The 23,829-nt window shown below is 60.1% G+C and carries 26 protein-coding genes; 11 read left to right on the top strand and 15 right to left on the bottom strand.

The features are described 5' to 3' along the window. Window positions 1–169: 169 nt before the first annotated feature. Window positions 170–2,023 carry a feruloyl-CoA synthase gene (locus AXG89_RS39940; RefSeq protein ID WP_086386304.1) on the top strand — a complete coding sequence of 618 codons (1,854 nt, stop codon included), beginning with the start codon at window positions 170–172 and terminating at the stop codon, window positions 2,021–2,023. A 9-nt stretch (window positions 2,024–2,032) separates the two neighbouring features. Here AXG89_RS39940 and AXG89_RS39935 read toward each other — a convergent pair whose 3' ends face one another. Further along, entirely contained in the window at window positions 2,033–2,824 is a 792-nt protein-coding gene (locus AXG89_RS39935) for an EAL domain-containing protein (protein WP_075357607.1), read from the bottom strand. Between the two features lie 200 nt (window positions 2,825–3,024). Between AXG89_RS39935 and AXG89_RS39930 the strand changes: the two genes are divergently transcribed. The 4 genes from AXG89_RS39930 (at window position 3,025) to AXG89_RS39915 (ending at window position 5,290) form a co-directional block, all read left to right on the top strand. Continuing rightward, entirely contained in the window at window positions 3,025–3,615 is a 591-nt protein-coding gene (locus tag AXG89_RS39930; protein WP_075357608.1) for a hemerythrin domain-containing protein, read from the top strand. After that, window positions 3,612–4,283 carry an HAD family hydrolase gene (locus tag AXG89_RS39925; protein ID WP_075357609.1) on the top strand — a complete coding sequence of 224 codons (672 nt, stop codon included), beginning with the start codon at window positions 3,612–3,614 and terminating at the stop codon, window positions 4,281–4,283. Before AXG89_RS39930 ends, AXG89_RS39925 begins: the two co-directional genes overlap by 4 nt. A gap of 377 nt (window positions 4,284–4,660) precedes the next feature. Continuing rightward, on the top strand, window positions 4,661–4,864 hold the full coding sequence (locus AXG89_RS39920; RefSeq protein WP_075357610.1) for a CsbD family protein: 204 nt from the start codon (window positions 4,661–4,663) through the stop codon (window positions 4,862–4,864). A 132-nt stretch (window positions 4,865–4,996) separates the two neighbouring features. After that, complete coding sequence (locus tag AXG89_RS39915) at window positions 4,997–5,290, top strand: DUF6723 family protein (RefSeq protein ID WP_231941551.1); 294 nt, start codon at window positions 4,997–4,999, stop codon at window positions 5,288–5,290. A gap of 47 nt (window positions 5,291–5,337) precedes the next feature. On the opposite strand, the gene AXG89_RS39910 is transcribed toward AXG89_RS39915, so the two are convergent. The 3 genes from AXG89_RS39910 to AXG89_RS39900 form a co-directional block, all read right to left on the bottom strand. After that, the gene (locus AXG89_RS39910) at window positions 5,338–6,375 is read right to left on the bottom strand and encodes a GlxA family transcriptional regulator (protein WP_075357696.1); all 1,038 of its coding nucleotides are present in this window, start codon (window positions 6,373–6,375) and stop codon (window positions 5,338–5,340) included. A gap of 96 nt (window positions 6,376–6,471) precedes the next feature. Further along, window positions 6,472–7,035 carry a cysteine hydrolase family protein gene (locus AXG89_RS39905; RefSeq protein ID WP_075357611.1) on the bottom strand — a complete coding sequence of 188 codons (564 nt, stop codon included), beginning with the start codon at window positions 7,033–7,035 and terminating at the stop codon, window positions 6,472–6,474. Window positions 7,036–7,261: 226 nt separating this feature from the next. Continuing rightward, window positions 7,262–7,654: a hypothetical protein gene (locus AXG89_RS39900; RefSeq protein WP_075357697.1), complete on the bottom strand. Its 393-nt coding sequence runs from the start codon at window positions 7,652–7,654 to the stop codon at window positions 7,262–7,264. A gap of 171 nt (window positions 7,655–7,825) precedes the next feature. On the opposite strand from AXG89_RS39900, the gene AXG89_RS39895 reads away from it, so the two are divergent. Further along, window positions 7,826–8,890, top strand: a complete 1,065-nt coding sequence (locus AXG89_RS39895) for a sensor domain-containing diguanylate cyclase (RefSeq protein ID WP_083637600.1) — start codon at window positions 7,826–7,828, stop codon at window positions 8,888–8,890. Between the two features lie 34 nt (window positions 8,891–8,924). Here the strand turns inward: AXG89_RS39895 and AXG89_RS39890 are convergent, their stop codons facing one another. From AXG89_RS39890 to AXG89_RS39845, 10 genes are all read right to left on the bottom strand, one after another. Continuing rightward, complete coding sequence (locus tag AXG89_RS39890) at window positions 8,925–10,172, bottom strand: MFS transporter (protein ID WP_075357612.1); 1,248 nt, start codon at window positions 10,170–10,172, stop codon at window positions 8,925–8,927. 381 nt (window positions 10,173–10,553) lie between these two features. Next, the gene (locus AXG89_RS39885; RefSeq protein WP_075357699.1) at window positions 10,554–11,057 is read right to left on the bottom strand and encodes an Mpo1 family 2-hydroxy fatty acid dioxygenase; all 504 of its coding nucleotides are present in this window, start codon (window positions 11,055–11,057) and stop codon (window positions 10,554–10,556) included. Between the two features lie 40 nt (window positions 11,058–11,097). Then, a complete protein-coding gene (locus tag AXG89_RS39880; RefSeq protein WP_083637603.1) occupies window positions 11,098–12,213 on the bottom strand; it encodes a GntR family transcriptional regulator in 1,116 nt (371 codons plus the stop codon). A gap of 33 nt (window positions 12,214–12,246) precedes the next feature. Further along, window positions 12,247–13,425 (bottom strand): ABC transporter substrate-binding protein, encoded by a 1,179-nt coding sequence (locus AXG89_RS39875; RefSeq protein WP_075357701.1) that lies wholly within the window; start codon window positions 13,423–13,425, stop codon window positions 12,247–12,249. A gap of 47 nt (window positions 13,426–13,472) precedes the next feature. Beyond that, window positions 13,473–14,540, bottom strand: a complete 1,068-nt coding sequence (locus AXG89_RS39870; RefSeq protein ID WP_075357613.1) for a CobW family GTP-binding protein — start codon at window positions 14,538–14,540, stop codon at window positions 13,473–13,475. Next, the gene (locus AXG89_RS39865; protein ID WP_075357614.1) at window positions 14,537–14,845 is read right to left on the bottom strand and encodes a hypothetical protein; all 309 of its coding nucleotides are present in this window, start codon (window positions 14,843–14,845) and stop codon (window positions 14,537–14,539) included. Before AXG89_RS39865 ends, AXG89_RS39870 begins: the two co-directional genes overlap by 4 nt. 29 nt (window positions 14,846–14,874) lie before the next feature. Continuing rightward, window positions 14,875–15,633, bottom strand: a complete 759-nt coding sequence (locus AXG89_RS39860; protein ID WP_075357615.1) for an SDR family NAD(P)-dependent oxidoreductase — start codon at window positions 15,631–15,633, stop codon at window positions 14,875–14,877. A gap of 11 nt (window positions 15,634–15,644) precedes the next feature. Next, a complete protein-coding gene (locus AXG89_RS39855) occupies window positions 15,645–16,436 on the bottom strand; it encodes an SDR family NAD(P)-dependent oxidoreductase (protein WP_075357616.1) in 792 nt (263 codons plus the stop codon). Beyond that, complete coding sequence (locus AXG89_RS39850; protein WP_075357617.1) at window positions 16,433–17,773, bottom strand: MFS transporter; 1,341 nt, start codon at window positions 17,771–17,773, stop codon at window positions 16,433–16,435. Before AXG89_RS39850 ends, AXG89_RS39855 begins: the two co-directional genes overlap by 4 nt. 29 nt (window positions 17,774–17,802) lie before the next feature. Beyond that, window positions 17,803–18,687 carry a polysaccharide deacetylase family protein gene (locus AXG89_RS39845; protein WP_062001952.1) on the bottom strand — a complete coding sequence of 295 codons (885 nt, stop codon included), beginning with the start codon at window positions 18,685–18,687 and terminating at the stop codon, window positions 17,803–17,805. 321 nt (window positions 18,688–19,008) lie between these two features. Between AXG89_RS39845 and AXG89_RS39840 the strand changes: the two genes are divergently transcribed. From AXG89_RS39840 to AXG89_RS39825, 4 genes are all read left to right on the top strand, one after another. Continuing rightward, entirely contained in the window at window positions 19,009–20,049 is a 1,041-nt protein-coding gene (locus AXG89_RS39840; protein ID WP_075357618.1) for a helix-turn-helix domain-containing protein, read from the top strand. 148 nt (window positions 20,050–20,197) lie between these two features. Next, the gene (locus AXG89_RS39835) at window positions 20,198–20,788 is read left to right on the top strand and encodes a tetratricopeptide repeat protein (protein WP_075357619.1); all 591 of its coding nucleotides are present in this window, start codon (window positions 20,198–20,200) and stop codon (window positions 20,786–20,788) included. 164 nt (window positions 20,789–20,952) lie between these two features. Then, window positions 20,953–21,699 carry a hypothetical protein gene (locus AXG89_RS39830; RefSeq protein ID WP_372237037.1) on the top strand — a complete coding sequence of 249 codons (747 nt, stop codon included), beginning with the start codon at window positions 20,953–20,955 and terminating at the stop codon, window positions 21,697–21,699. A 56-nt stretch (window positions 21,700–21,755) separates the two neighbouring features. Next, window positions 21,756–22,244 carry a hypothetical protein gene (locus AXG89_RS39825; protein WP_119024837.1) on the top strand — a complete coding sequence of 163 codons (489 nt, stop codon included), beginning with the start codon at window positions 21,756–21,758 and terminating at the stop codon, window positions 22,242–22,244. Window positions 22,245–22,302: 58 nt separating this feature from the next. On the opposite strand, the gene AXG89_RS39820 is transcribed toward AXG89_RS39825, so the two are convergent. Continuing rightward, on the bottom strand, window positions 22,303–22,620 hold the full coding sequence (locus AXG89_RS39820; protein ID WP_062001957.1) for an ArsR/SmtB family transcription factor: 318 nt from the start codon (window positions 22,618–22,620) through the stop codon (window positions 22,303–22,305). A gap of 87 nt (window positions 22,621–22,707) precedes the next feature. Between AXG89_RS39820 and AXG89_RS39815 the strand changes: the two genes are divergently transcribed. Then, the gene (locus AXG89_RS39815) at window positions 22,708–23,805 is read left to right on the top strand and encodes an NADH:flavin oxidoreductase/NADH oxidase (RefSeq protein WP_075357622.1); all 1,098 of its coding nucleotides are present in this window, start codon (window positions 22,708–22,710) and stop codon (window positions 23,803–23,805) included. The last annotated feature ends 24 nt before the right edge of the window (window positions 23,806–23,829 follow it).

Raw genomic sequence — 23,829 nt, 5'->3', positions numbered from 1 at the left:
ATCTTCAAGGCGTATTTACGGCAGCAACGGCCGTACCTTTAGCGGGGGAATGCCATGGACCAGTGCAATAATCCCTGTCTGCGGTCGCCAGAACGCATGCGCGGTGAATGCTTCACGGTGTCAGGCGCAAAACCAACGTACGAATATGAAAAACCGAGCGGACAGATCAATGCTGCGTGAGGAGACCGCGGGGTCCGGATTCCGGCCCGTCGCCGTGCATGTCGGCGCGCCAGGCATCGAGCAAATCGGTGATGCCTGGTATTTGGAGCCACTCGACCCGCTGCGTCCCTACCCCGAACGACTGACCGACTGCCTGGTCGGCGGCGCGCTGCGGCATCCTGAGCGATGGCTTGCTGCCAGTCGCAACATCACCGGATCGTGGACGGGCATTTCATATGCGTTGATGCTCGAGCGTGCTCGTTCGATCGGTCAAGGTCTGCTGGACCTGAAACTGCCCTCCGGCCGCCCCATTGTGATCCTGTCGGGCAACAGCCTCGAACATTTGCAACTCATGCTCGGTGCAATGTTCGCGGGCATCCCGGTTGCGCCGCTTTCACCCGCCTGGGCGCTGCCGCTCAATGGGTTCGTCAGATTGCAGAACGCGATCGGCTTCCTCGATCCTGCCATGGTGTTTGCGGACGAATACTCACTGTACGCCGAAGCGATCGAGGCGGCCGTGCATCCCGATGTACTTGTTGTCAGCCGCGAACAGACCGGCCGGTCTTTGTCCTTCGACACGTTGTGCGAGGTGGATCCGACCATAATCGATACGGTTCACGGCAGTATCGGCCTGGACACCATTGCGAAGATCCTCTTTACCTCCGGCTCGACGAACTTGCCGAAGCCCGTGCCGACCACGCATCGCATGCTTTGCAGTAACCAGCAGATGCTGCTGCAGACCTTTCCTCAATTCGCAATCGAGCCGCCCGTGCTGGTGGACTGGCTGCCGTGGCACCATACCTATGGCGGAAGTCACAACGTGGGCATCGCGCTGTATAACGGCGGAACGCTGTATATCGACGAAGGAAAGCCGATAGCGGAGCGTTTCGGGCAGACGCTGCGCAACCTTCGCGACATCGCGCCAACTGCCTATTTCAATGTGCCCAAGGGATGGGAAGACCTGGTCGCGGCGCTCGAGGTGGATGCAGGTTTGGGCCATCACTTTTTCTCGCGGCTCAAGCTGATGTTCTTCGCGGGCGCTGGACTATCCAGGACAGTGCGCGATCGCATGGACGAGGTGAGCAAGCGGTACTGCGGCGAACGTGTGCGCGTGGTATCGGGACTCGGGATGACCGAAACCTCGCCGGCATGCCTGTTTACCATTGGCGACGTACAGCAGGAGCGGTATATCGGCCTGCCTGCGCCGGGATGCAAGGTAAAGCTCGCACCTGTCCACGGAAAGCTGGAGCTTCGATATCGCGGCCCGCACGTCATGCATCAGTACATGACGGGCCCCGCGAATTCGCTGGCAGGCGCTTTCGATGAAGAAGGCTTCTTCTGCAGCGGCGACGCGGCCGTTTTTTACGACCCGGTTCGTCCCGAACTCGGACTGCTGTTCGACGGACGCATAGCCGACGATTTCAAGCTGAATACCGGGGTCTTCGTCAATGCAACAGCGCTACGCGAGCGGGCGGTGGCTCTCGGTGCGCCCTATGTCCGTGACGCGATACCCGCCGGCATGGGCCATAGCGAGGTGGGTCTGCTCGTTTTTCCGGACGTCGTCGCCTGCGCAACACTCGGGGAAACTTTCGAATCGGGCATTCATTCGTCGTCGCAGGTGCGCGCCTACTTCGCGGACCTGCTGCAAACGCTGAACAAAGGGTCCACCGGCAGCGCCACCCGCATCGCTTGGCTTCACTTGCTGGAAACCGCTCCCTGCGCGGAAGCAGGAGAATTGACCGACAAAGGAACCATCAGCATGCGCGCGGTCTTGGCGCATCGTTCTGCTTTGGTGGAGACGCTCTTTGCGGAAGCACTCGACGGCGTGCGCACGCTAAGGGCAGATCAGACGCACATGAAGTGAGCGCACGTGCTAATGCGTGAACGAATTTTCGCTGAGTTCCGGAATCGTTTTGAACGCAGGCTTGGCAAAGAGATATCCCTGCATCAGCGTGACGCCATGCGCTTCGAAAAAATCGCGCTCGCCATGGGACTCGATGCCCTCCGCGATAACCTTGACGCCCAGATCGCGGCAAATGGCCACTACCCCGCGAACAATATGTTGCCGCACAACGTCGACGTCGATGCCGCGAACCAGTTCCATATCCAGCTTGATGAGGTCGGGCTGGAAATCTGCCAGAAGCGTCAGTCCGGAGTATCCGGCGCCAAAGTCATCGATCGCCGTTTGAAAACCGAAGCGCTTGTAGGCTTTGAAGATGTCGACCAGATGAGGCCGGCTGACGATATTCTCGCCTTCCACGGTCTCGAAGATGATCCGGTCTATGGGAAAGCCGTACTTCTCCGCTGCCGCGAGCGTGCTTTGAATACACGCTTCGGGACGGTAGACCGCGTTGGGCATGAAATTTATCGATAAAAACGAGTCGAGGCTTAGCGCGGCAGCCTGGGCGATAGCCGTGGTTCGGCATAATTGATCGAATGCGTACCTGTTGCCTTCGTCAATTTTGGAAAGCACGGAGTGCGCGCCCTCACCGTTGGGACCCCGCACGAGCGCCTCACATGCGTAGGTCGTTTCGGACGCGGTATCGACAATCGGTTGAAACGCAAAAGCCAACTCAATGCCTGCACTCGCGTCGGATCGGCATCCGGTACAACTGACCTTTTCACTGTGGATAGGAAACGAACCAGCACCTGGAGTCGGGGGCATGACATGAACCTTTTACTTCGAAATTTCTGAAATCCGAACGAGTGGAAGAAGCTCGAATCATCTCTAACGGCCGCATCGGTGCGAAACTTTAAGGGGTTCCAGCGAAATACGTGTATCGGTGACTAGCAGACTCATTCGATGGCATAGCGTTTGCAAGAGATGCCGATACCCAGAAATCGTGCTCACCGGCGAGAATCACCATGAATTTGCAATCCTTCAGGCTGTCACCCCGTATTACCACAATGATAAAGCTGGACCACACCCACGTCCTGGCGGCTTTTCACCGATACCGCACCGATGCGCCTCACTGGCGCAAAACAGCGATCGTCAACACCATCTGCGCAGCGCTCGAAATTCACGCGCAACTCGAAGAAGAAATCTTCTACCCCGCGCTTCGCGCTGCAAAACCGACCGCTATTGCAATCGATAAAAGCGTTCCCGAGCACAACGCGATGCGCGAACACATCGCCAAATTGCGCGCGATGGACCCAATGACGCCCGGGTACGACGACACGGTCATGGAGCTGATGCGGGAAGTGATTCATCACGTAGCCGACGAGGAAACCATCCTGCTTCCCATGGCAGAGGACATTCTTGCCTCCGAGCTTCGCCGTCTCGGCGCGCGAATGAACACGCGCCGGCTGCAACTGGTGGCAGGCCGCCCCGCCGAGATTGCGGTCAACAGCGCGGGCGCTTTCCCAATCCTCGCGCTCTCCCTGGCGAGCCTGACTCTGCTCGCGGTGCTGGCAGGTTCCCGTAATATCGCGCATGCGCCAGGAGGCGTTCGATGAAAACGGCATTTGTTTTCGATCTCGATGGAACGCTGATTGACAGCGTTTATCAACACGTCATCGCATGGAGCGAAGCGTTGACCAGCGCAGGCTTTAATCTGCCAATCTCGCGGATTCATCGGAAGATTGGCATGAGCAGCGAATTGTTTGCAAAGCAAATATTCAAGGAGCTGGGAGGCGACGTCACGGCCGAAAGTATCGCACGCGTGAAAGAACGCCAAGCCGAGGTATTTGGCAAACAGGAGTCGCAAATCCAACCCTTGCCAGGCGCCCGCGCGCTTTTAGATGCGTTGAGCCAGGCAAACATTCCTTGGGCGATCGCCACCAGTGGCAGCCCCGATGCGGCAGCATCCAGCCTCGAGAAGCTAGGCATCGACCCCGATAAAGCGACGGTTCTGACCGGCGACGAAGTCAGCCAGGGAAAGCCTGAGCCGGACGTCTTCTTGGCCGCGGCCGAGCGTTTGGGCGTGCCTATCGAGTGCGTCTATGTAGTCGGCGACAGCACATGGGACCTGCTTGGCGCGCGGCGTTGTCACGCACTGGGCCTTGGCTTGAAATCGGGCGGAGTGGGAGAGGAAGAATTGCAACGAGCAGGCGCGATCCGCGTATATGAAGACCCTGCCGATTTGCTGGACCATCTGGACGAGCTGGCGACGCATCCGGAATAACGTCACGCGATCAACCAGAGAGGTCCCGTTTGAATCGCTACACATTTCGCGGCAGATCATATTGGGCTTAGGGCGCTCTCAGGGCGGCCTCTTTTTTCCGTTTGCGAGCTTAACGAGTGCGCTGAACGGGAAAAACTTGCCGATCGCGAGTTGCGGACCTTCGTGGCACGCCGAATGCAAGGCGGCAGTTGCATTTATATAAAACGGCAATTTCTCGCCACGATGGCGGCAATGGCCTCGCGACTGTCGGCGAGGATAAGGCCGACGTCGCGGTCTTCCTGGCACTGATTTCGGCTTGGGACAAGCAGCAATTTAACAACGCAACCAGGTATCAAGCGGTTCGATATGCGGTTTGCAATTGACCATCGGAGAGGGAAATGGACAGAGATAAGGTCGAGGGTGTAAAGGAGCAGCTAAAAGGAGTTGCTGATTTCACGGTAGGCAAGCTCACTGGCAACGAAGATCTCGAACTCAAGGGACAAGTCGAAATTACGAACGGCTCGAATAAAAAAGATCTGGCGGACTTCAAAGACAACGTAAGCAAAGGCGCTGTCGATCCGGACAATCCGTCAAATGACTAAAGCAAAACGCGTTGCGACCTGCAGCGACTTTTTGCCATCAAGCCGGAATGCCCCCGTCAAGCTTGAAGCATGACGGGCATTTCATCACATCAACAACGCTGCACCTTTCAGTTCGATCGCCGGAGGAATCCCATGCGACAAGCTGGAATAAAACCCAAGTTATTGTTTTCCCGCAACGATGCCATCGTTACCGCACGTGAAGCCAGGAGCCATGACGACTTTGCAATCTATGCCACTTACCGATTGATGCATGGTCGCTTCGTGGGTTCGCTCAAAGTTGTCAGGAAGACCGATAGCCGGCTCCTTTTTCCTTTTGAAGGCGCCCCCGCGATTGGTCCCTTCGACGACAAGGAGCAAGCGCTTCGCGCAGCGACGGCGCTCGGCATGCAGATCGTTGAAGCTGACATCGCAAATCCGGAGACGTAAGTTCCGCTGCACCGCGATCTGACTGCCATCTGCCATGTCTCGCCCGATCACGAAACCTCTGCGCTTGTACGACGGCTGTTCGACGGCGTTGCCTCGTTGTACTTGCGCCAGATACGTCGCATGTGCCGTGCAGACCTGAAACCAGCACGCTCGGCCACCGCCTCCATGTCGAGCGAAGATTGGGCGATCAATTCGCGTGCGAGCGCTACACGCAGGCCGTGAATGTAGTCTACAGGGCTCATTCCGGCATATTCATGGAATAGACGCGCCAAGTGCCGCGTGCTACTGCAAGCAATGCTCGCCATCTGCGCTAAATTCCAGTCGCGCGCCGGGTCGACCGCAATTGCATCTTGTACCCGATGCAGCGCAGGATGCAGATGGTTGCGGCCGGTGATCCATGGCGACAACTGAGGATCGGTGCCGGTACGGCGCATGTAGACCACCATGTCACGCGCGACTGCGCACGCTGCGCGCGGGCCTGCGAGTTCAGCGAGCATTTGGAGCATCAGGTCGATCCCGGCCGTGATGCCGGCACTGGTGCTGATCAAACCGTCCGATACATAAAGCCGGTTCTCCAGTACTTTCGCAGTGGGTGCAATGGCTTGCAACGCGTCACACAACGCATGGTGAGTGGTGCACTGCCGCCCATTCAGCAGTCCCGCACGCGCGGCAATCAAAGCCCCCGAACACACGCACATCACGCGGTTCTTGATGGGCGCGACTACGTGGGTCAGCCAGTTCGTGACCGCGTCGGACGCCGCGTCGAATTTTCGCCGCCTGATGGTATCGATGGACGAACTCACTCCGACGATCACAACGATCGCGTCTGCGGGAAGCGATTCGGGCAACGGCTTGATACCCTCAAGCGTCAAGCCGATCGAAGTCTGCACGCAAGCAACCGGGCCGACGTAGCTCAGTTGGAAGCGGCGGAAGGGGCCACCCGCTTCCTCTGCATTGAGTTGCGATGCGAGCCTCAACACTTCCGCAGGACCCGCGAGATCGAGCATCAGCACATTGGGCAGCAGCACGAACAACACCGGAATCGCACGGTCCTTCGCGTGACCGGTACGAGTTCTCAGCTTCATTGGACCGCTTTCCTTTCGTTGCGACAACTTCTGCATCGGTCGTACCGGTTTCAGTGATTCACATCGTGTATGCAATGAGCGCTCGCGTCTTCGAAACTACGCGACCAAGGGTCGAGGCAACGCCTCGAGTGCTTCTCCAACAGTCGCAATACGAGCGAAGCGTCCCTCGAGCACGAGTTCAGTGCGCTCGCGGATGTCTTGTGGAGTGTACGTCCGCCCGATACGAGGATGGGTCATTGCAAAGGTCAGCGTCGCTTCGCTAACGAAGTCGACTTCAAAGCCGCTGTCGGATGCGTGGCGCGAGGTCGTTTCGCAGCATTGCTCCGTTCTGATCCCGCTGACGATCAATCGTCCGATTCCCTGTGCGATCAGCCAGGACGCGAGCGCAGTGCCAGCCAGCGCGCTGTGGTGATGCTTGTGGAATGTCGCGGCGGGTGAGATCGACAGCTCCTCCAGCGTCCTGACATGGCCGGACGCAAGTGAAAACGCCCCCTGCTCCTCGACATGGAATATACGGACCACCGGTACGCCGTGCGCAACGCAGCCGTCAATCAACGCCTGCTGCCGGTCGATGTATGAAGACAGGTCCGTTTCGGACCAATAGAGAGTATGTCGGAATGATTCCTGTGCATCGATGACGATGAGTGCAGTGGTGGTCATGGGCTTTCGTTCTACCTCTTGGTTCGTTGCAGGATGACTCTCATGCTAAAACGAAGGAGGCGTTCACGCGAGGCCTGAAGCAGACGAGTACAGGACGTTTTCGGACATTCCTGACGCTGTCAGCCGAACCTCGGGTCTGCCGCTGCGGAAGGCTCTCGCGAGCGGTTCGAAGCGTGCCGTGGACGCTAGCGAATCTTCCGCCGGACGATACTCCGATCTGGACCTTCTAAAGGGGAACGTCCTGAATGAGTGCGGAACGCACTGCACGGATCCGGCGATCGACGAAATAACCGCCGCCTTCCGTGTATCGAAGATAAAGCCGGCTGCATTGCGTGCACTGCCATACGGTGCAGCGGTTGTAGGGAAAATATCGCGGTGCGATAGGTGCTTCTGATGACCAGTAATCGACGCCTTGGGGCAGGTATTCCTGATAGCTCGGCTCAGGGTCGCCGGCTACGCAAAGCGTGCCCACTTCCTGAAGCCGCTCCTCATCGAGGGAAACTGGCTGCGAGTTCCAGCCGTCAAGCGGTGTTCGTGTGCAATTGCATGGCGCTGCGGCTTGCGATTCTGCGGCCAATGCGATCGTTAGAAAAGCTGGAGCGTCGAGATAGTCTGACATGTGCGTTTGGCGTGCGTGCATGAAGAAGGTCGCATGATGATACAAGAACGCCTGTGCGCATCATTTGTGGAACGCTTCAAAACAAAATCTTTACTGACAGGCGTCCGCTGCCGTTAACATCATCAGGCACTCCCGCAACCGCAAAGCCACAAAATCAAAAACCGCCGCCAAATGACCGACCAAGACAGTTCCGACAGCAACCAAGACAATCCAGGCAACCTGAAGGCCGCCTTCCTGTCGCACGGCGCGTCCCCCGTCACGCCCACCCGTGTGTTCGGAGACGACGACAGCGCCGTCTACCGGACCTTGCTCGAATCCACCAAAGCGATCCCGTGGAAAATCGACTGGGCCACCATGGAATTTGCCTACATCGGCCCGCAGATCGAAGGACTGTTAGGCTGGCCGCCGTCGAGCTGGAAAAACGTCAACGACTGGGCGGAACGCATGCATCCAGACGATCGCGAATCGGTCGTGGACTTCTGCGTCGCGCAATCGAAGGCCGGCTCCGATCATGAAGCCGATTACCGGGCGCTCACACGCGACGGCGGTTACGTCTGGTTGCGCGACGTCGTGCACGTAGTGCGCAACGCGAGTGGCGAAGTCGATTCCCTGGTCGGCTTCATGTTCGATATCAGCGAACGCAAACGCAACGAAGAAAAGCTCGCGCAATTGCAAAAAGATCTGGAAAGACTGTCATTCCACGACAGCCTCACCGACGCGGGCAATCGCCGCATGTTCGACGGCGTCATGGAGCGCGAATGGGCTGCGGCGAAGGCTTCGGGCACGCCACTTTCGCTGATCATGGCCGATATCGATTTCTTCAAGTCATACAACGACTACTACGGGCATCTGCAAGGCGACGAATGCATCAAGCACGTCGCACGCGTACTGGGCGAAGCGGCCGGCCCGGACGCTTTCCTTGCGCGATTCGGCGGCGAGGAATTCATCCTGGTCCTAGCCAATATGCCCGCCGAAAACGCCGTGAGGATCGCCGAACGCTGCCGCGCGCTGATCTCGGACGAGGCGATTGCGCACGTGCGCTCACCCCATAACCAGCGTTTGACTGCGAGTTTTGGTGTGGGCACGATCGTCCCGACTGACCGAATGGATGCAACGGCGTTCATCAATCTTGTCGATGCCCAGTTGTACCAGGCGAAAGACAATGGCCGTAACCGGATTGCAGCGGTGGATCACGCGGGTATCGGCGGCGAAGCGTTCAAGTCGCACTCGCGATAACGCTCGATAACCCGCGACAACGCCAGTCTCTGCTTCACTCAGGCGTCGCGTTGCACGGAACCGGCACCGCCGACGCCGTCTCCTTGCGCGCGCCAATGCTCAACAGCGCCACGAGCCCCAGCAGCGAAAGCGAGCCGCCGAGCAAGAAGTCGGCGGGAATGCCGGCGCGATCGACCACCGTTCCGCCGACCAGCGACCCCGCCGCAATCGCGAGCTGAATGATGCTGACAAAGAGCGCCGAACCTGCTTCCGGTTGATCTGGCGTCGCGCGCTGGATCCAGACGCTGAAGCAAAGCGGAAGCGCGCCGAACGCGATACCCCATGCCAGCACGATCGCGCTTACGCCCAGTTGCCAATGCTGAAATACGGGCATCAGCAACAACGCGGCCGCCAGGATGAAGATCATGGTCGCCGTCGTCATCTTGAGGTTCTTGACCACGGTCGCCGATGCCGCAAAGTTCGACACGAATCCGATCACACCAAAGCCGAGCAATAACCAGGTGATCGTCGATATGTCGAGATGCGCATCGCCAAGCAAAAATGGTGTGACGTATGTAAAGGACGCAAAGTGGCCGGCGAAGACAAGGGCCACCATCAGCAGGCTCTTCCTCGAATGCGATTGCTTAAGCAATTTCGTGAGATCGCTGAAGCGCAGTGCTGTCGATGACGGCAGCGACGGCACCATCAGCAACTGCGCAACGAGCGCAACGGCAACAAGACCGCCGGTTGCCATGAACGATACCCGCCACGACGCAAGCCCCGCAATGAACGTCCCCAGCGGCACGCCAATGACGGTCGCGCAGGTGACGCCGGTGAGTATCGTTGCCATTGCCCTGGCTGCATCGCGGGGTTCGACGAGCCGCCTTGCAGCGGATGTCGCCAACGTCCAGAAACCGCCCAGCGCGGCGCCGAGCAACGCGCGCCCCAACAGCATCACGCCAAAGTTGGAAGCGAATGCGGATAACAGGTTCGATGCCAGCAATATCGCCGTCAGCAGTAGAAAAACATGCCGTCGATCCATGCGCCCGGCTCCGAGCATCAGCCCGGGCGCCGATATCGCTGCGATGATGCCGGGCGTCGTCACCATCAGGCCCGCGGTACCGGGCAAGACGCCCAGTTCGCGCGATACATAAGGCAGAAGTCCCACCGGCAGGAACTCGGTCGTGACAAATGCAAATGCGCCGAGCGTCACCGCCGCCACCGATAACCACTGGCGCAGCGAGGAAGGGGTGTCGCTTTCGGGCAGGACGTCGCCGATAGAGGATGTGTTTTCCGTCAACATGATTTGGCTTGGAAGAGCGTACAGAAGATGGGTTCGTCAAGCGGTCTGCGCATCGCCAACGAAAGCTTGCTGCAACATAACATCGCATTAAACGGCTCGCTGAAACCATCCCCTGCTGGGCGTGTGGGTAAGACTTTGCCTGCTTGCGAATGGCCGCGAGACACCTGTTCAATGGCGTACTTCAGAGCAAAAGAAAACCAGAGTCGGCCAGTTTGTCTCCCGAGGATCGAGGACAAGGACGGCAAAAGCCTGGATGGCGGCACGAGTTTTGGCTCTACGTTCCGGCAAACACGACCGTGTGACGAGATTCGAGAATGACCGCGCAATGCGCGCATTGAAGGGACGTTGCAGTGCTCTTGCGTCTATACGACCCGGTAGCGCTCAATCACGCTCATCCGCCCTGATCGCACGATGCAAGGCGGGACGCCAGCCAAACCGGAACAGCGCTTCGGCCAGCACGAACAAAGGCCCGATCATCAGGCCGATGACATCGTCCACGAAAGCCGGCTTGCGATGCTCATACGCCATATGCCCTACGAACTGCAGCACCCATCCAGTCAGGAAGAGCCCTGCCCCCGTGACCAGCCAGACAACCGTGGACTGTGCGGCGAGCCATTGCCCGACGGCCAGGCACAGCACGGAAACGATCGCCATGATGACGCCAAGCTGGACATCGAGGACAAGATAGTAGAGCGTCGCCGCGAGGAACAAGGCGCACGCCGGCGAAAGCGCAAACGGCAGCTCGGCGGTCATCCACACGGGCCGGCTGAGAAGCACCGCGAGCGCAAGGACGATCATGGGAATGCCTACGAAATGCGTGGCGACGTTACGACGGTCGCGATGATAGGCCGCGTATTGAGTGAGTTGCTCCGTCAGCGTTTTCAAGGGCGTCTCCCGGTTGAACGGCATTTCATGGCCACGCGCGCTAAACGATCCGCTGCATATACAAAGGCAGGTCGGGTTCGGGCAGCACCGCTAGCACCTTGAGCCGCTGCAAGGTCCGCTTCTGCGCCGCATGCAGGTGCAGCAGGAGCGCCCGCGCGGCGGTATCGATATCTGCGTCTCGCAGCGCGAATAAAACCGCGCGATGCTCGATCAGCGTAGCAAGTTCCGGATGCAGATTGAACGCGTTGAAAAACGCATGATTCACCGTGAGCGGCATCAGCGCCCGGTCGATAGTGACCAGCAGCTTCTTGTTGGGTGCATGCTGCAAAAAGTCCACGTGCAAGGTGGTTTCGAGTTGCTGAAGGCCATCGGCATCGATCGAATCAGGATCGAGGATCGCCCGTTCAATTTCATCACACGCAGCATCGATCGTCTCGCGTGAAAGCTTCGCATAGCCGGCGCGCAACGCCGCGGGTTCGAGCAATACACGCAGCTCGTAATCCTGAGCCACCGCCCGCGCGGTCAGCGGCCCGGCAAGCCAGTGCGAGTAAGCGGATTTCTCCACGAGACCAAAATCGCGCAGCCGGCTCAGTGCTTCGCGTACGGCGCCACGGCTGACGCCGAACACCTCGGCAGCAAGGCTTTCATCGATCCGATAATGCCCGAATGCAACCGCAATCGAAACGGCCGCTTCCAGCGCGTGATAGATCCGCTCGCTGTTGGACGGCAGTTCGAGCGGCGCCTGTGCCTCCTCGAAACCGAGCGCGGCTTCCGAAAGCGGTGCCCGGACGGGATCGGGGATGCGGCCATCGGGATGCGCAACGAGGTAACCGCGCCCTTCAAAGGTATGCAGCAAACCTCCGGCGTGCAGCATCTCGAACGCCTTGCGCACAGGCACGCGGCTCGTGCCGAAAATACGCGCGACAGGTCCTTCGAGGAGCACGAGCCCAGGCGCGATACGGCCAAGCGCAATCGCGCTTTTCAACTGGTCGTGGATCAGCCGGTAGCGCAGCCGCGTGTCGGTGTCGCCCGATGTTTCCTGCGCAGGATCGGACACAGACCCAGACGCAGACCCTGCCATCGAGTCTGGCGCGCGGATGTCGGATTTTTCAGTGCGGCCCGGCTGCTTGAGCGCGCCGCGTGCGCTTCTTGTCATCGTTGGATCATGGTTGCTGCCGGCGTTGTTCCATCAGGCGCGCATGAAATCGTTCCAGCGTCGCACCAGGTAATTATGCTCGTCCATCACGGAATCCCACACGGCGATACGGCCCATGCGCGCCATGTAGTTGCCACCGTCGCGCTGCTGGCCGGCGGCCACCAGATGCCGGCTGACCGGCCCGGGAAGTTCGGCCGCCGCGGGCTTGCCATCGTACCAGTAAGCCCATTCTGCGTCGTCAAGATGCTCGCGTGAACGTTCGGGGTTCGAGATGTAGAAACCTTGCCGCGCCATGGTCGCGCCGGCCCAGCCGTCGAGCCACCAGTTGAGGTACTCATAAGCGGCGTCCAGCACCCGGCCGCGCGCGAGACGCGAAAGCGCCATGCCGCCGAACCACGCACGATACCCCTCCTGCGGACTCGCCAGCCGGAAGCGCAGCCCCGCGCGCTCGAGTTCCACGGTCGCCGGCGACCAGATACTCTGGATCGCGACCTTGTTCGCAATCATCAGTTGCGCGGCCTCGGCGAAGGTGGACCAGAAGCCCGCGAAATGCCCGCGCTGCTTGAAACCGATCAGCGTATCGATCAACGCGTCGATCTCCTCGATGCTCAGGTTGCCGATATCGGCGAACTTCATCAGCCCTGCAGCTTCAACGGCCAGGGCGGCATCGATGGCGCCGATCGCCGCGTCCGCCTGCAGCGCGACCCGGCCGCTCAGTTCGGGCGCGAGCAGCCACGCCCAGCTTTCCGGCGTGCCTTGCAGCGCGGGCGGCAATGCGTCTTCCAGATAAACGAAACTGTCGGCGTTATGCGTGAGCGGCAACATGCTGATGCGCTCCGTGGGCGTGCGCGCGAGCGAGTTATCGGGCTGCACGTAAAGGCGGTCGACGGGCACGCTGCCCGCGTTGGTACACGCGTGATTGGCGAGCTGGCCAGTTCGCGGCAGGGAATTGATCTCGTCCCAGCGGCGGATACGCGAGACATCGATGGGCTGCAGCGCACGCGCCGGCCACAGGCAGTCGATGCTGTGAAACCACTGGTCGTAGACCTCGTAGCGATCGGGATGCATGACGCCCGCGCGCTGGACCGCAAAACCATCGTCGACGATAAACCGCAACTTGATGCCAAGCTCCTGCTCGGCCTGCTTGCGGATATGTTCCTGCAACGTGACGGAAGTGCCGAGCACGCGCAATTCGACTTTCCCCGGATGAATCGCGGCCGAGGCGGGAGAACTGGACTTGGGCGACGCTGGCTTCGCTTTCAATGAACGGCTTCTTCCAGATGGTGTTGGAACCGCGCATACGACGCTTCTATTGCGTCGCGGCCGAGACTTTCGGTGATGAACACGAGCCGGGAACAGCGCCGCGGACCCTCGCCCGCCGGCGGCCATGCATCCAGGTGCAGCACGGGATGAACGAGATGCTGCACCGCATGCAGCACGGCCGGACGGTCCGAGTCTGCAATGCAGAGCAGCCCCTTCACACGCAAAATCTTATCACCGTGACGGTTGAGAAGCATCGTGAACCAGAGGGTGAAGACCTGCCAGTCGAGAGGTATATCGACCTGCATGCAGAAGGATTGAATGGTCGATGCCTGCTCGCCGCGATGCGCAAGCGCGCCTTTCACAGCAACGCGACGCTGGGCGCCGCCAATCCGCCCGATCAGATCAATGGAACTCGCCGATGCAAACAGTATGTCAAGGAGCGCCCGCCCGTCATGGCCATCCACGCCTTGTGCGGTCGCTGCATCGCCGCGGATCAGCACGTCGGCGGCCGGATTGAGCGCCGTGAGCATGCGGGCCAGTTCCGTGAGCCGGAGTTCATCGACGAGATCCGGTTTGCTGATCAGCAAGCGGTCGGCCGCCGTTACTTGCGCGAGCCATTCCGGATACCGTGCGTGCTGCTCGTGCGCGTTCACTGCATCGACCACGGTGATCGTCGCGTTGAGCGCATAGTGGCTGCGGATCACCGGATCGGCGAGCAAGGTTGCGATGATCGGCGCAGGCGTCGCCAGTCCCGTTGTCTCCAGCACCACGCGAGAGAACGGCGGCACGTCGCCACGCGCGCGCTGTGAAAAAAGCGTGGCGAGCGCGTCTTTCAACTCCCCGCGAATGGAGCAGCAGACGCAACCGTTATCGAGCAGGACGGTGCGTGCATCGACTTCACCTATCAGCAGATGGTCCAGGCCGACATCGCCGAACTCGTTGACGAGGACCGCCGTGTCACGCGCGGCGTCGCCTTGCAGGACATCGGCGAGCAAGGTCGATTTTCCGCTGCCGAGAAAGCCCGTCACGAGCGTGAGCGGCAGGATGTCGTAAGCGAGGCTCATGGGGCGGCCTTATCGTTACCGATGTCGGTGAAGAGCGTCAATGGATCGAGCGGCCGCCCGAGCATGCGCTCGGCGACTCGCCACACTTGAGAGAAATCACTGACCAGTTCGCACGCGCCCGTGGGCGACGACAACAGGAACGACTGCCCGTGAAAGTCATCGAGTTTCAGCCGCAACGGCACCAGCACGCGATTGGCGAGCGCGGCTTGGATAAGGCGTTGGCGCCGCGGGTTCGCGCCTGCCGCCGGCGCGGTCGTGTTCGACCAATGGTTACCGCCGCCAAGCAGTCCGCACATGCCGCACATGCTTGTTCCTCCTGAAGATCAGTGATGCATCACGGCATGACATCGCCGGAATTCGGTCCGAGCGTCTGGCCCACGAAAATATTGCCGCCGGGATCGGACGCCAGCAGCAAAGCCGTCGGCGCAACCTCATCAGCAAGACCGAAACGGCGCAACGGCAATTCCGCGGACTTGGCTTTTTTCCACGCTTCGCTGATGCCGTCCACGAGCGGCGTCTCGATCGGTCCCGGCGCGATTGCGTTGACGAGCACGTTGTCGGGCGCCACTTCCAGCGCGAGCGATTTCGTAAAGCCGATCACGCCCGCCTTCGCCGCCGAGTAATGGCACAGCTCCGCGCCGCCCTTGATGCCGAGCTGCGACGCAATGTTGATCACGCGGCCCCAGCGTTGCGCGGTCATGAACGGCAGCGCGCGCCGCGTACACAAGAATACGCTGCGCAAGTCGACGCGCATCATGTCGTCCCACATCTCGGTCGTGAGGTCCGTGCAGCGCGCCTGGGTGAGCATACCGGCGTTGTTCACGAGGATATCGATGCCGCCGAACGCTTCAATACATGTATCGATAATGCGGTTCGCCTCCGCTTCAACGCCCACGTCGGCCTGCACCGTTTCCACGGTTGCACCGGCCGCGCGACATAGATCGGCCTGAATGGCAAGGCGTGCCGCGTCGCGATCGGCAAGCAGCAAACGCGCCCCCGCCGATGCATACAGCTTCGCAATCGCCGCGCCAATGCCGCTCGCCGCGCCCGTGACGACCGCGCGGCGGCCATCGAGTGAAAACAAAGTGGTCATTCGAATTCTCCCTAGCCCGGCCAGCGCACGGTGAGGCCGCCGTCGGCGATGATCGACTGGCCCGTGATGTAGGACGCGTCATCGCTTGTCAGGAAGCGGATCAGCGCCGCGATCTCGGAGGGCCGCCCGACTCGTTTTAACGGAATCGTGCGCGCCGCCTCGCGCAGGCCATCGGGACCGAGCGAGTTGACGGCATCGAGCGATTGGGGCGTTTCGACCAGCCCGGGAATCACGGCGTTGCAGCGCACACCGCGCGGAGCCAGCTCCATTGCGACCGCCCGGCACAGACCCGGCACGCCTGCTTTCGCAGCAGAATAATGCGCATGGTGTTCCCAACCGTACACACCCCCGGCAATGGACGAAACCGCGACCATCGAACCATGATCCTCGATATGACGCGCCGCCGCGCGGAAGGTCCGCATCACGCCGCTCAGGTCGACGTCGAGCATCTCGAACCACTGGTTGTCGCTCATCTCGGTGAGCGCCGCCTGGCGCAGCAAGCCCGCGTTGGCGACCGCGTAGTCAAGCCTGCCGAAACGCTCCACGGCGAGCGTGGCGAAGGCCTCGACTTCGTCAGCCGACGTCACGTTGACCGGCTGCATCACGCACTCGCCGCCCGCCTCGCGCACCGCTTGTTCCGTCTGCGAAGGATCGTGCGGATCGCCGGGAAAATAACCGCCGACAACTGCCACGCCAGCCTTTGCGTAAGCGACGGCAAGCGCGTGGCCAATCCCGCTTGCCGCACCGGTCACGATCGCGACCCGCCGCACTCCTTTGTTCTGTACCCCTTGTTCCGCGCTCATTTGACTTCCTCGGGATTGACGTGTTTTGCAAAGAAGATCAGCACGCCGGACAGGAAGCACGGCACCGCGCCGAACCAGATCGCGGCGTGCATCCAGTCGCCGCCGTGGTTGAGCATCGCGGTGACGCCGACGCCCGCGAGAATCGCGCCGATTGGACCCATCGCGTGGACGATCGAGCTGCCCGTGCCGCGAATGGACGTCGGATAACTTTCTCCGATAAAAAACAGCGCCGCCGAATACGGCCCGATCAGGAAGAAGAGCCCGAGGCTATACAACGCGACCACCACGCCTGTGCTGCTCGGCCCGAGCAGCATGCCGGCGAATGCGAGCCCGCCGAGCATCCAGCCGATTGCGAGCGTATTGCGGCGGCCGATCTTGTCGCCAATCCAGCCGTGGCTCAGATACCCGCAGTAGCCGATCACGTTCGACAACACGAGGATCAAGAGCGAGTTCTCGAACGACACGTTGTGCACGCGCGTGAGCACGGTGGTGCCGAGCACGCTGAAGACCTGGATGGCGGACCAGTTCAGCAGGATCCCGCCGCCCAGCACGAGCGTCGCGCGCAGCGACGTACCGCGAAACGCTTCACGCAGCCCGGCGCGGCTGTGCTGCTCGTAGTCCACGCTATGTTCGCCGGCGAGCGCTCGTGCGCCGTGGTCATCGCCTGATTCGCGCAAAGTCTTGATGCGCTTGTGCAGCAGGAACTGCGGGCTCTCCTTGAGGCGGCGCGTCATGAAGAAGATCACAATGGCAGGAAACGTCGCGAAGATGAAGCAGCCCTGCCAGCCGATGCGCGGCAACAGCACGGCCGTCAGTCCCGACGCAATCAGTGCGCCGATCGGCCAGCCGCCTTGCACGAGGCTATAAATAAAGCCCTTGTTGCGGTTCAGGCGCGGATCGTTGGCGGCCGAATACAGCTCGTTGAGGTAAGTCGCGTTCACGGTTTCCTCGGCGTAGCCCAGGCCCGATAGCGAGCGGATCAGCACGAGCGGCCATTGTCCGAGCGCTCCGCCGACAACCGTCAGGCCAGAACACAGGGCCGCGCCCGCCACCGTCCAGAGCAGTCCCGCCTTACGCCCGGCACGGTCGAGCACCGGTCCGATCGCAAACGCGATCACTGCCGTGCCGATGGCAACCAGCGTCGCGATCTCGGCTTGCATCGCGGCATCCCAGCCATAGTGCTTGCCGATCTCCGGCAACAGCGTGCCAAACAAGATGAAGTCGTAGACAGCGAACACCCAGGCGAAAAACGCGACGATGGTGGCGCGTTTGACATCGACCGGCAGGATCTTTTCCAGCTTGAATCCGGACGCAGCGAGCGGATTTTCTTTCATCATGGCTCTCTTCGAAGAGTGGGTGCAGCGGATTATTTGCCGCGCGGGAAGCGGGCCAGGAAGTCGTCGGCGATTTCGTCGCAGGTGCAGAACCGCACCCCTTCGTGACCACGGAAGTACTCGATCAGCCGCTCGAGCATCAGGAGCACTTGCGGGCGGCCGGAAACGTCGGGGTGAATGGTGATCGGGAACACGGCATAGTCGTCATGCTCGCGATACACCCAGTCGAACTGATCACGCCACATCTGCTCGATGTCACGCGGGTTCACGAAGCCGTGGCTGTTGGGCGACTTCTTGATGAACATCATTGGCGGCAGGTCATCGAGATACCAGTTCGCCGGAATCTCGACCAGATCGGTTTCCTGACCGCGTACGAGCGGCTTCATCCACGCGCTCGGATGCTTGCTGTAGTCGATCTTGGTCCACGTATCGCCCACGCGCACGTAGTACGGGTGGAAGTCGTTGTGCATCAGGCTGTGGTCGTACTTGATGCCCTTCTTGACCAGCAACTCGTTCGATACCGGGCTGAACTCCCACCACGGCGCCACGTATCCGGTCGGGCGACGGCCGGACAACTGCGTCACCAGTTCAATGCTGCGATCGAGCACGGCCTCTTCCTGTTCCGGTGTCATCGCGATCGGGTTCTCGTGGCTATAGCCGTGAATGCCGATCTCGTGTCCGGCGTCCGCGACGGCTTTCATCTGCTCCGGGAATGTTTCGATGGAATGACCTGGAATGAACCACGTTGTCCTGATCTTTTCGCGCTCGAAGAGCTTGAGCAGGCGCATCGATCCGACTTCGCCCGCGAACAGGCCCCGGGAAATATCGTCAGGTGAATCCTCGCCGCTGTATGAACCGAGCCATCCGGCAACAGCGTCCACGTCAATACCAAATGCCACCAGGATTTCCTTGGCCATCGTCTTGCTCCTTCGTTTGAATGGGGTGCGGTGTAACGCAAGTGCTATGGCGGTAACGACGGGCGACAGCGCATCGCCCGGGACTAAATGTACGTCGTCAACAACATTCATTTTTATTAGATGAGCACAAAAACACGCCGGATAGAGGGGGTTTACCCTTGTCTGTTTTCGATCTCGCCAACGTTCCGCGCTCAACGAAAGCTGCGCGGTCTGCACAAACACTGTAAGAAACGGATAATGCGTCTCGTAATGGCTTATTCAGATTCGTTCACATGGTTCTCATCACTTCCCTTCGTGCAGGCATGACTTCGGAGTTCAAATTTGAATCCCTATCTTTTCCATTTCTCGACGGACGCCTATTCCGAGGACCAGCGGTTCGACGTGTGGCGGGACGAAGTCAATGCGATATTCGACGTAGGCATCGAAAAACCGGCTTCCCAGCGCTTTAACTACAATTTGTCGACCGGTTACGTCGGTTCGCTGTTAATGGGATGCGGCACGTGGGCAGGTGAGGATGATCCGGTTGCGTATAGCGTCAAACGTCCATCGCAAATGATTCGACGGGATGGACTGGATCACTTCTACCTTTGTCTCGGCATTACACATTCATTGTCGGGATATGCCGCCCGGGCGACGATCAATGCAGAGCCGTCGAAGATTTATATCCTCGATCTCGCGCGGGAACTCGATTCGGAGATCATTGCCGGCGACACGATCATATTGACGATCGCACGCGATCTTCTTGATCCACGCATCAAGTCGGCGAACCTGCACGGAACCGTACTGCAAGGCGCGCTCAGCACGCTGCTCGGCGATCACATGCATGCGCTGCGCAGGCAATTGCCCAACCTGGCGCCAGCGGAAATGCCTTATGTGGAACAAGCGACACTCGCCATGGTTTCGGCCGCCCTCGCGCCATGTATCGCAACTTTGGCGGACGCGGAAGACGAGATCAATCAAACTGTCTTTAACCGGGTGCGCCGGTTTATCGATGCAAACCTAAAATCGGCCGATCTCACACCCTCATTGATTTGCCGCGATGTCGGCATTTCCCGCGCACAGCTTTATCGGTTGTTTAGTCGTGAATCGGGCGTTGTTTCGTACATTCAACAACGTCGGCTCGACAAAATCCGCCAGATACTCGAGAGCCCGGCTGGTGCGGGTTATCGGATTTCCACCCTCGCTTTCGAATATGGCTTTAAAAGTGAATCGCACTTCAGCCGGACATTTCGCCAGGCATTCGGCTATTCGCCCCGTGAGGCGCGCGACCGGGGATCTTCGTTTGAGAAATCAGCTTCTAGTCCCACCGATACAGCCCAATACGCTGGCTCATTAAAAGAGGTACTCGGAAAGCTTGATTGATTCGCCGCTTTTGAGACGCTCAGGCAGGTTTTGGAGACTGTGAGGCAAATTGGATCGCCGCCTCGCTGTTACCATTTTCTCGCCTTATTCGTCAGGCTTATTCGTCAGGCTAAAGTGTTTCAATAAACAAAGCGCATCGGGGATCAAGATGAAGTCTCGCTGGCTGGCGCTGTGCGCCGCCCTGGCGCTGGCAGCCTGCGCCCAAAATCCGTCACACAGCAATCAAGTCCGGATTTGCGACGACCAGGGTTGCAGCAACCGCTCAAAAAGTCAGGTGTCGTTCGAGGCATCAGGAAACGGCAATGACGCGGACACCGATGGCCGCATCACCGCGCTTGAGTCGGCGGCGCAAAAAGAGCCTCGCGCGGCCTACGACCTGGGGCTTCGGTATTTCCGCGGCGACGGTGTGCGTCAGGATAGTTATCAAGCGCTCGTGTGGATGCGAAAGGCCGCTGAAGGCGGCGATCTCGAAGCGCAAAAAGCGCTGGGAAATTTCTATTTGTTCGGCCTCGAAGAGATGGGATCAGATCCCCGCGAGGCCGAGAAATGGCTGCTGATTGCATCGGGGCGAGGCGATGCTGAGTCGCGCAAACTTCTTGAGCAAGCGAGAGCTGCAAAGAAGTCAGAGGAGACCTACTACAAATGGCAAACCGAATGGCGAGCAGTCTATTACGGCTATTGGTCTTCGGGCTATCCGTACTACGGTCGCTGGCAGCAGCGTAGCTGGTACGGATACTAAGCATTCCTTTTTAGACGGCTGGTTGCGGCTTCTCGCGAAGCCGGGCGAGTCGCATGCCGATCACTCACAACGCAGCTAATAACATGACTCTCAGTTCAGAATTTCCCGGCGTGAAGAAAGTACTTGCGGTCCTCCTGACGGTATCGCTATGCGCTTGCGGCGGCATGGTATCCACGGGCGGTCAGAGCGCGGGTGTCTCGGGCGCAGCGGGTGGCGCGACGAGCGCCGGCGCCGATGAAACGCTCGAACGTTGCACTGCGCCCCTCGGCACGATCGCGGTCGATGACGGCCGCAACGCCGACTGGTTCGGCGCGTTCGGCAGCGCCACGCAAGTGACGTCGATCGACCCGTTGCTGCGGCTCGCGGTACAGCAGTCGAACTGCTTTGTGATCACGTCCATCGGCAACCAGAAATCCGATGCGCGCATTTCGCGCATCACGTCGCTGCAGCGCAATTCGGGGGAATATCGGGCGGGGTCGAAACAGCAGAAAGGACAGCGCGTCGCGGCCGATTACTACATGGAACCGCAGATCGTCATCAACGACTCGGCCATTGGCGGCGTCACCGGCGTGCTCGGTGGCCTGGTCGGGAACGCTGCGATTGCCAGGCTGGCGGGCGGCATGCAGAGCCGCGCGTCCGTCGTGACCCTGACGCTGTTCGACGTACGCTCGGCGGTCCAGATTTCGGCCGCCGAAGGTAACGCGACGGCGACCAACTATGGCGCAGCGTTGTCGGGACTGGGCGGTGGCGCTGCGGGCGGTCTGGGCGGCTTTTCGAAGACGCCGGAAGGCAAGGCGACGGTGGCGGCGTTTATCGATGCCTACAACAAGATGGTCGTCGCCCTGCGCAGCTACAAGGCGCAGGACGTTCAAGGTGGCCTGGGCCGCGGTGGTCAATTGAAGGTCAACTGAAGATCAACTGAATTGCCGGAGACGGCCGTGCCGGCATGCCTGAGAGGAGCGTTGTGATGAAAAGCCGTATCAAACGGTTGTTGAAGCTTGCGAGCGTCATTGTGTTCCCTGCAGTGGCGCTCGCAACCTCCCTTCCCGCCCGCGCACTCACGCCCGCGGATCAGAAAGAGGTTCAAAACTTCACGCTCACTGACGACTTCCTCAAGCGCTTCGAAGCAGCCGCCGCTGAAGGCGGCGCGCGGGCCGAAGAAAATGATCCGAAAAAGGCCACGGCGATGCTGTCGTCGATCGATGCAATGAGCGCGTCGATTGCAAAGACGCCCGCGAGCAAGGCCGCGCTCGACAGACACGGCCTGACTCCGCGTCAGGCCGCGCTCGGCGCGATCGTCCTGATGCGCGTGCAGATGACAGACGAAATGCTCGCCGATCCAAAGCAGGCGAAATACGTCGATAAAGCCAAGATCCCCAGCGCCGAGAACATGGCGTTCTACCACGCGCACAAGGCTGAAATCGTAAAGGCATTTCAGCGTGGTAAGGATGACTGATCATATTTTCCGATACTGCGCTCCCTCGCGCAGCATGATCTGAATCTGCGCGACGCCCTTAGGCCATCTCCTCCACCAGCAAGTGTTCCAGAATGGCCTTCATCAGGCCAGGGAACCGGCTTTCCAGTTCATCGAGCCGCAACGTATTCTGGTGAACCGTGCCAGCCACGCGCGTCTGCACGAGACCCGCGTCGCGCAAGATCCTGAAGTGATGCGACATGCTCGACTTCGGGCGGCCGCCGTCCAGTTCGCCGCACGTGGCCTCGGTGACGCGCGCCAGATGCCGCACGATGTCCAGACGCACCGGGTCACTGAGAGCATTGAAAATCCGCTCGAGGGCGAAGTCCTTGGGGGCGGGATGGTTATAGTTGCGCATAAAGCAAATGGTAAAGGATTCTGCGATACTCCGGTTATTCGATTTTTATCGAACTATCGAAACAGCGCATTTTTTGGAGCCTCGCAGATGCCGACATTGTTTGAGCCGTTCAAGCTGAAAGACGTTTCCCTTCGCAACCGCATCGGTGTTCCGCCAATGTGCCAGTACATGGCCGACGACGGGCTGATCAACGCCTGGCATCGCGTGCATCTGGCTGCGCTTGCGCGTGGGGGCGCCGGGCTCGTGATCGTGGAAGCGACGGCGGTGTCGCCGGAAGGCCGCATTACGCCGGGCTGCACGGGACTTTGGAACGACGAACAGGCGCAAGCTTTCGTGCCGGTGGTGGCGTCCATCAAGGCGGCAGGCGCCGTGCCCGGCATCCAGATCGGTCACGCGGGCCGCAAGGCGAGCGCCAACCGTCCGTGGGAAGGCGACGACCATATCGCGGAAAGCGATCCACGCGGCTGGGCGACGATCGCGCCGTCGGCGGTTGCGTTTGGCGGCGGCTTGTCCAAGGTGCCGAAAGCCATGACGCTCGACGATATCGCGCGCGTGCGCCAGGATTTCGTGGCCGCTGCAAAGCGCGCTCGTGATGCAGGCTTTGAGTGGCTGGAACTGCACTTCGCGCACGGCTATCTGGGCCAGAGTTTCTTCTCGACGCATTCGAACCAGCGCGATGACGCTTACGGTGGCAGCCTTGAAAACCGCAGCCGCTTCCTGCTGGAAACGCTTGCCGCGGTGCGCGAAGTGTGGCCCCAGCATCTGCCGCTGACGGCGCGTTTCGGCGTGATCGAATATGACGGACGTGATGAAAAGACGCTTGCAGAGTCCATCGAACTGGCCCGCAATTTCAAGCGTGGTGGTCTGGATCTATTGAGCGTGAGCGTTGGGTTTTCCACGCCGACCGCGAACATTCCGTGGGCGCCGGCGTTCCTTGCGCCTGTCGCCGAGCGGGTACGCCGTGAAGCGCAGATTCCGGTTGCATCGGCGTGGGGAATCGATACCCCCGAACTCGCCGATGGCACCGTTCGCGACAACCAGCTCGACCTCGTGATGGTAGGCCGCGCGCATCTGGCCAATCCGCACTGGCCGTACTACGCGGCGAAGAAACTGGGGATCGAACGTGCGGCCTGGACGCTGCCGGCGCCCTACGCGCACTGGCTGGAGCGTTACGCGGTCAGCTAACAGTTCGATGCCCTCGCTGGGCCG

The organism is Burkholderia sp. PAMC 26561 (genome assembly GCF_001557535.2).
Taxonomy (GTDB): Bacteria; Pseudomonadota; Gammaproteobacteria; order Burkholderiales; family Burkholderiaceae; genus Caballeronia.
This window is presented reverse-complemented; position numbering and strand designations above follow the sequence as displayed.

Coding starts and splice junctions, on each gene's coding strand:
- AXG89_RS39850 (WP_075357617.1), bottom strand. CDS start 17,773: ATGATGAAAGAAAATCCGCTCGCTGCGTCCGGATTCAAGCTGGAAAAG.
- AXG89_RS39845 (WP_062001952.1), bottom strand. CDS start 18,687: ATGGCCAAGGAAATCCTGGTGGCATTTGGTATTGACGTGGACGCTGTT.
- AXG89_RS39830 (WP_372237037.1), top strand. CDS start 20,953: ATGGTATCCACGGGCGGTCAGAGCGCGGGTGTCTCGGGCGCAGCGGGT.
- AXG89_RS39865 (WP_075357614.1), bottom strand. CDS start 14,845: ATGTGCGGCATGTGCGGACTGCTTGGCGGCGGTAACCATTGGTCGAAC.
- AXG89_RS39900 (WP_075357697.1), bottom strand. CDS start 7,654: ATGTCAGACTATCTCGACGCTCCAGCTTTTCTAACGATCGCATTGGCC.
- AXG89_RS39895 (WP_083637600.1), top strand. CDS start 7,826: ATGACCGACCAAGACAGTTCCGACAGCAACCAAGACAATCCAGGCAAC.
- AXG89_RS39860 (WP_075357615.1), bottom strand. CDS start 15,633: ATGACCACTTTGTTTTCACTCGATGGCCGCCGCGCGGTCGTCACGGGC.
- AXG89_RS39910 (WP_075357696.1), bottom strand. CDS start 6,375: ATGAAGCTGAGAACTCGTACCGGTCACGCGAAGGACCGTGCGATTCCG.
- AXG89_RS39935 (WP_075357607.1), bottom strand. CDS start 2,824: ATGCCCCCGACTCCAGGTGCTGGTTCGTTTCCTATCCACAGTGAAAAG.
- AXG89_RS39825 (WP_119024837.1), top strand. CDS start 21,756: ATGAAAAGCCGTATCAAACGGTTGTTGAAGCTTGCGAGCGTCATTGTG.
- AXG89_RS39820 (WP_062001957.1), bottom strand. CDS start 22,620: ATGCGCAACTATAACCATCCCGCCCCCAAGGACTTCGCCCTCGAGCGG.
- AXG89_RS39880 (WP_083637603.1), bottom strand. CDS start 12,213: ATGACAAGAAGCGCACGCGGCGCGCTCAAGCAGCCGGGCCGCACTGAA.
- AXG89_RS39940 (WP_086386304.1), top strand. CDS start 170: ATGCTGCGTGAGGAGACCGCGGGGTCCGGATTCCGGCCCGTCGCCGTG.
- AXG89_RS39930 (WP_075357608.1), top strand. CDS start 3,025: ATGAATTTGCAATCCTTCAGGCTGTCACCCCGTATTACCACAATGATA.
- AXG89_RS39815 (WP_075357622.1), top strand. CDS start 22,708: ATGCCGACATTGTTTGAGCCGTTCAAGCTGAAAGACGTTTCCCTTCGC.
- AXG89_RS39870 (WP_075357613.1), bottom strand. CDS start 14,540: ATGAGCCTCGCTTACGACATCCTGCCGCTCACGCTCGTGACGGGCTTT.
- AXG89_RS39835 (WP_075357619.1), top strand. CDS start 20,198: ATGAAGTCTCGCTGGCTGGCGCTGTGCGCCGCCCTGGCGCTGGCAGCC.
- AXG89_RS39905 (WP_075357611.1), bottom strand. CDS start 7,035: ATGACCACCACTGCACTCATCGTCATCGATGCACAGGAATCATTCCGA.
- AXG89_RS39915 (WP_231941551.1), top strand. CDS start 4,997: ATGCGACAAGCTGGAATAAAACCCAAGTTATTGTTTTCCCGCAACGAT.
- AXG89_RS39890 (WP_075357612.1), bottom strand. CDS start 10,172: ATGTTGACGGAAAACACATCCTCTATCGGCGACGTCCTGCCCGAAAGC.
- AXG89_RS39855 (WP_075357616.1), bottom strand. CDS start 16,436: ATGAGCGCGGAACAAGGGGTACAGAACAAAGGAGTGCGGCGGGTCGCG.
- AXG89_RS39920 (WP_075357610.1), top strand. CDS start 4,661: ATGGACAGAGATAAGGTCGAGGGTGTAAAGGAGCAGCTAAAAGGAGTT.
- AXG89_RS39925 (WP_075357609.1), top strand. CDS start 3,612: ATGAAAACGGCATTTGTTTTCGATCTCGATGGAACGCTGATTGACAGC.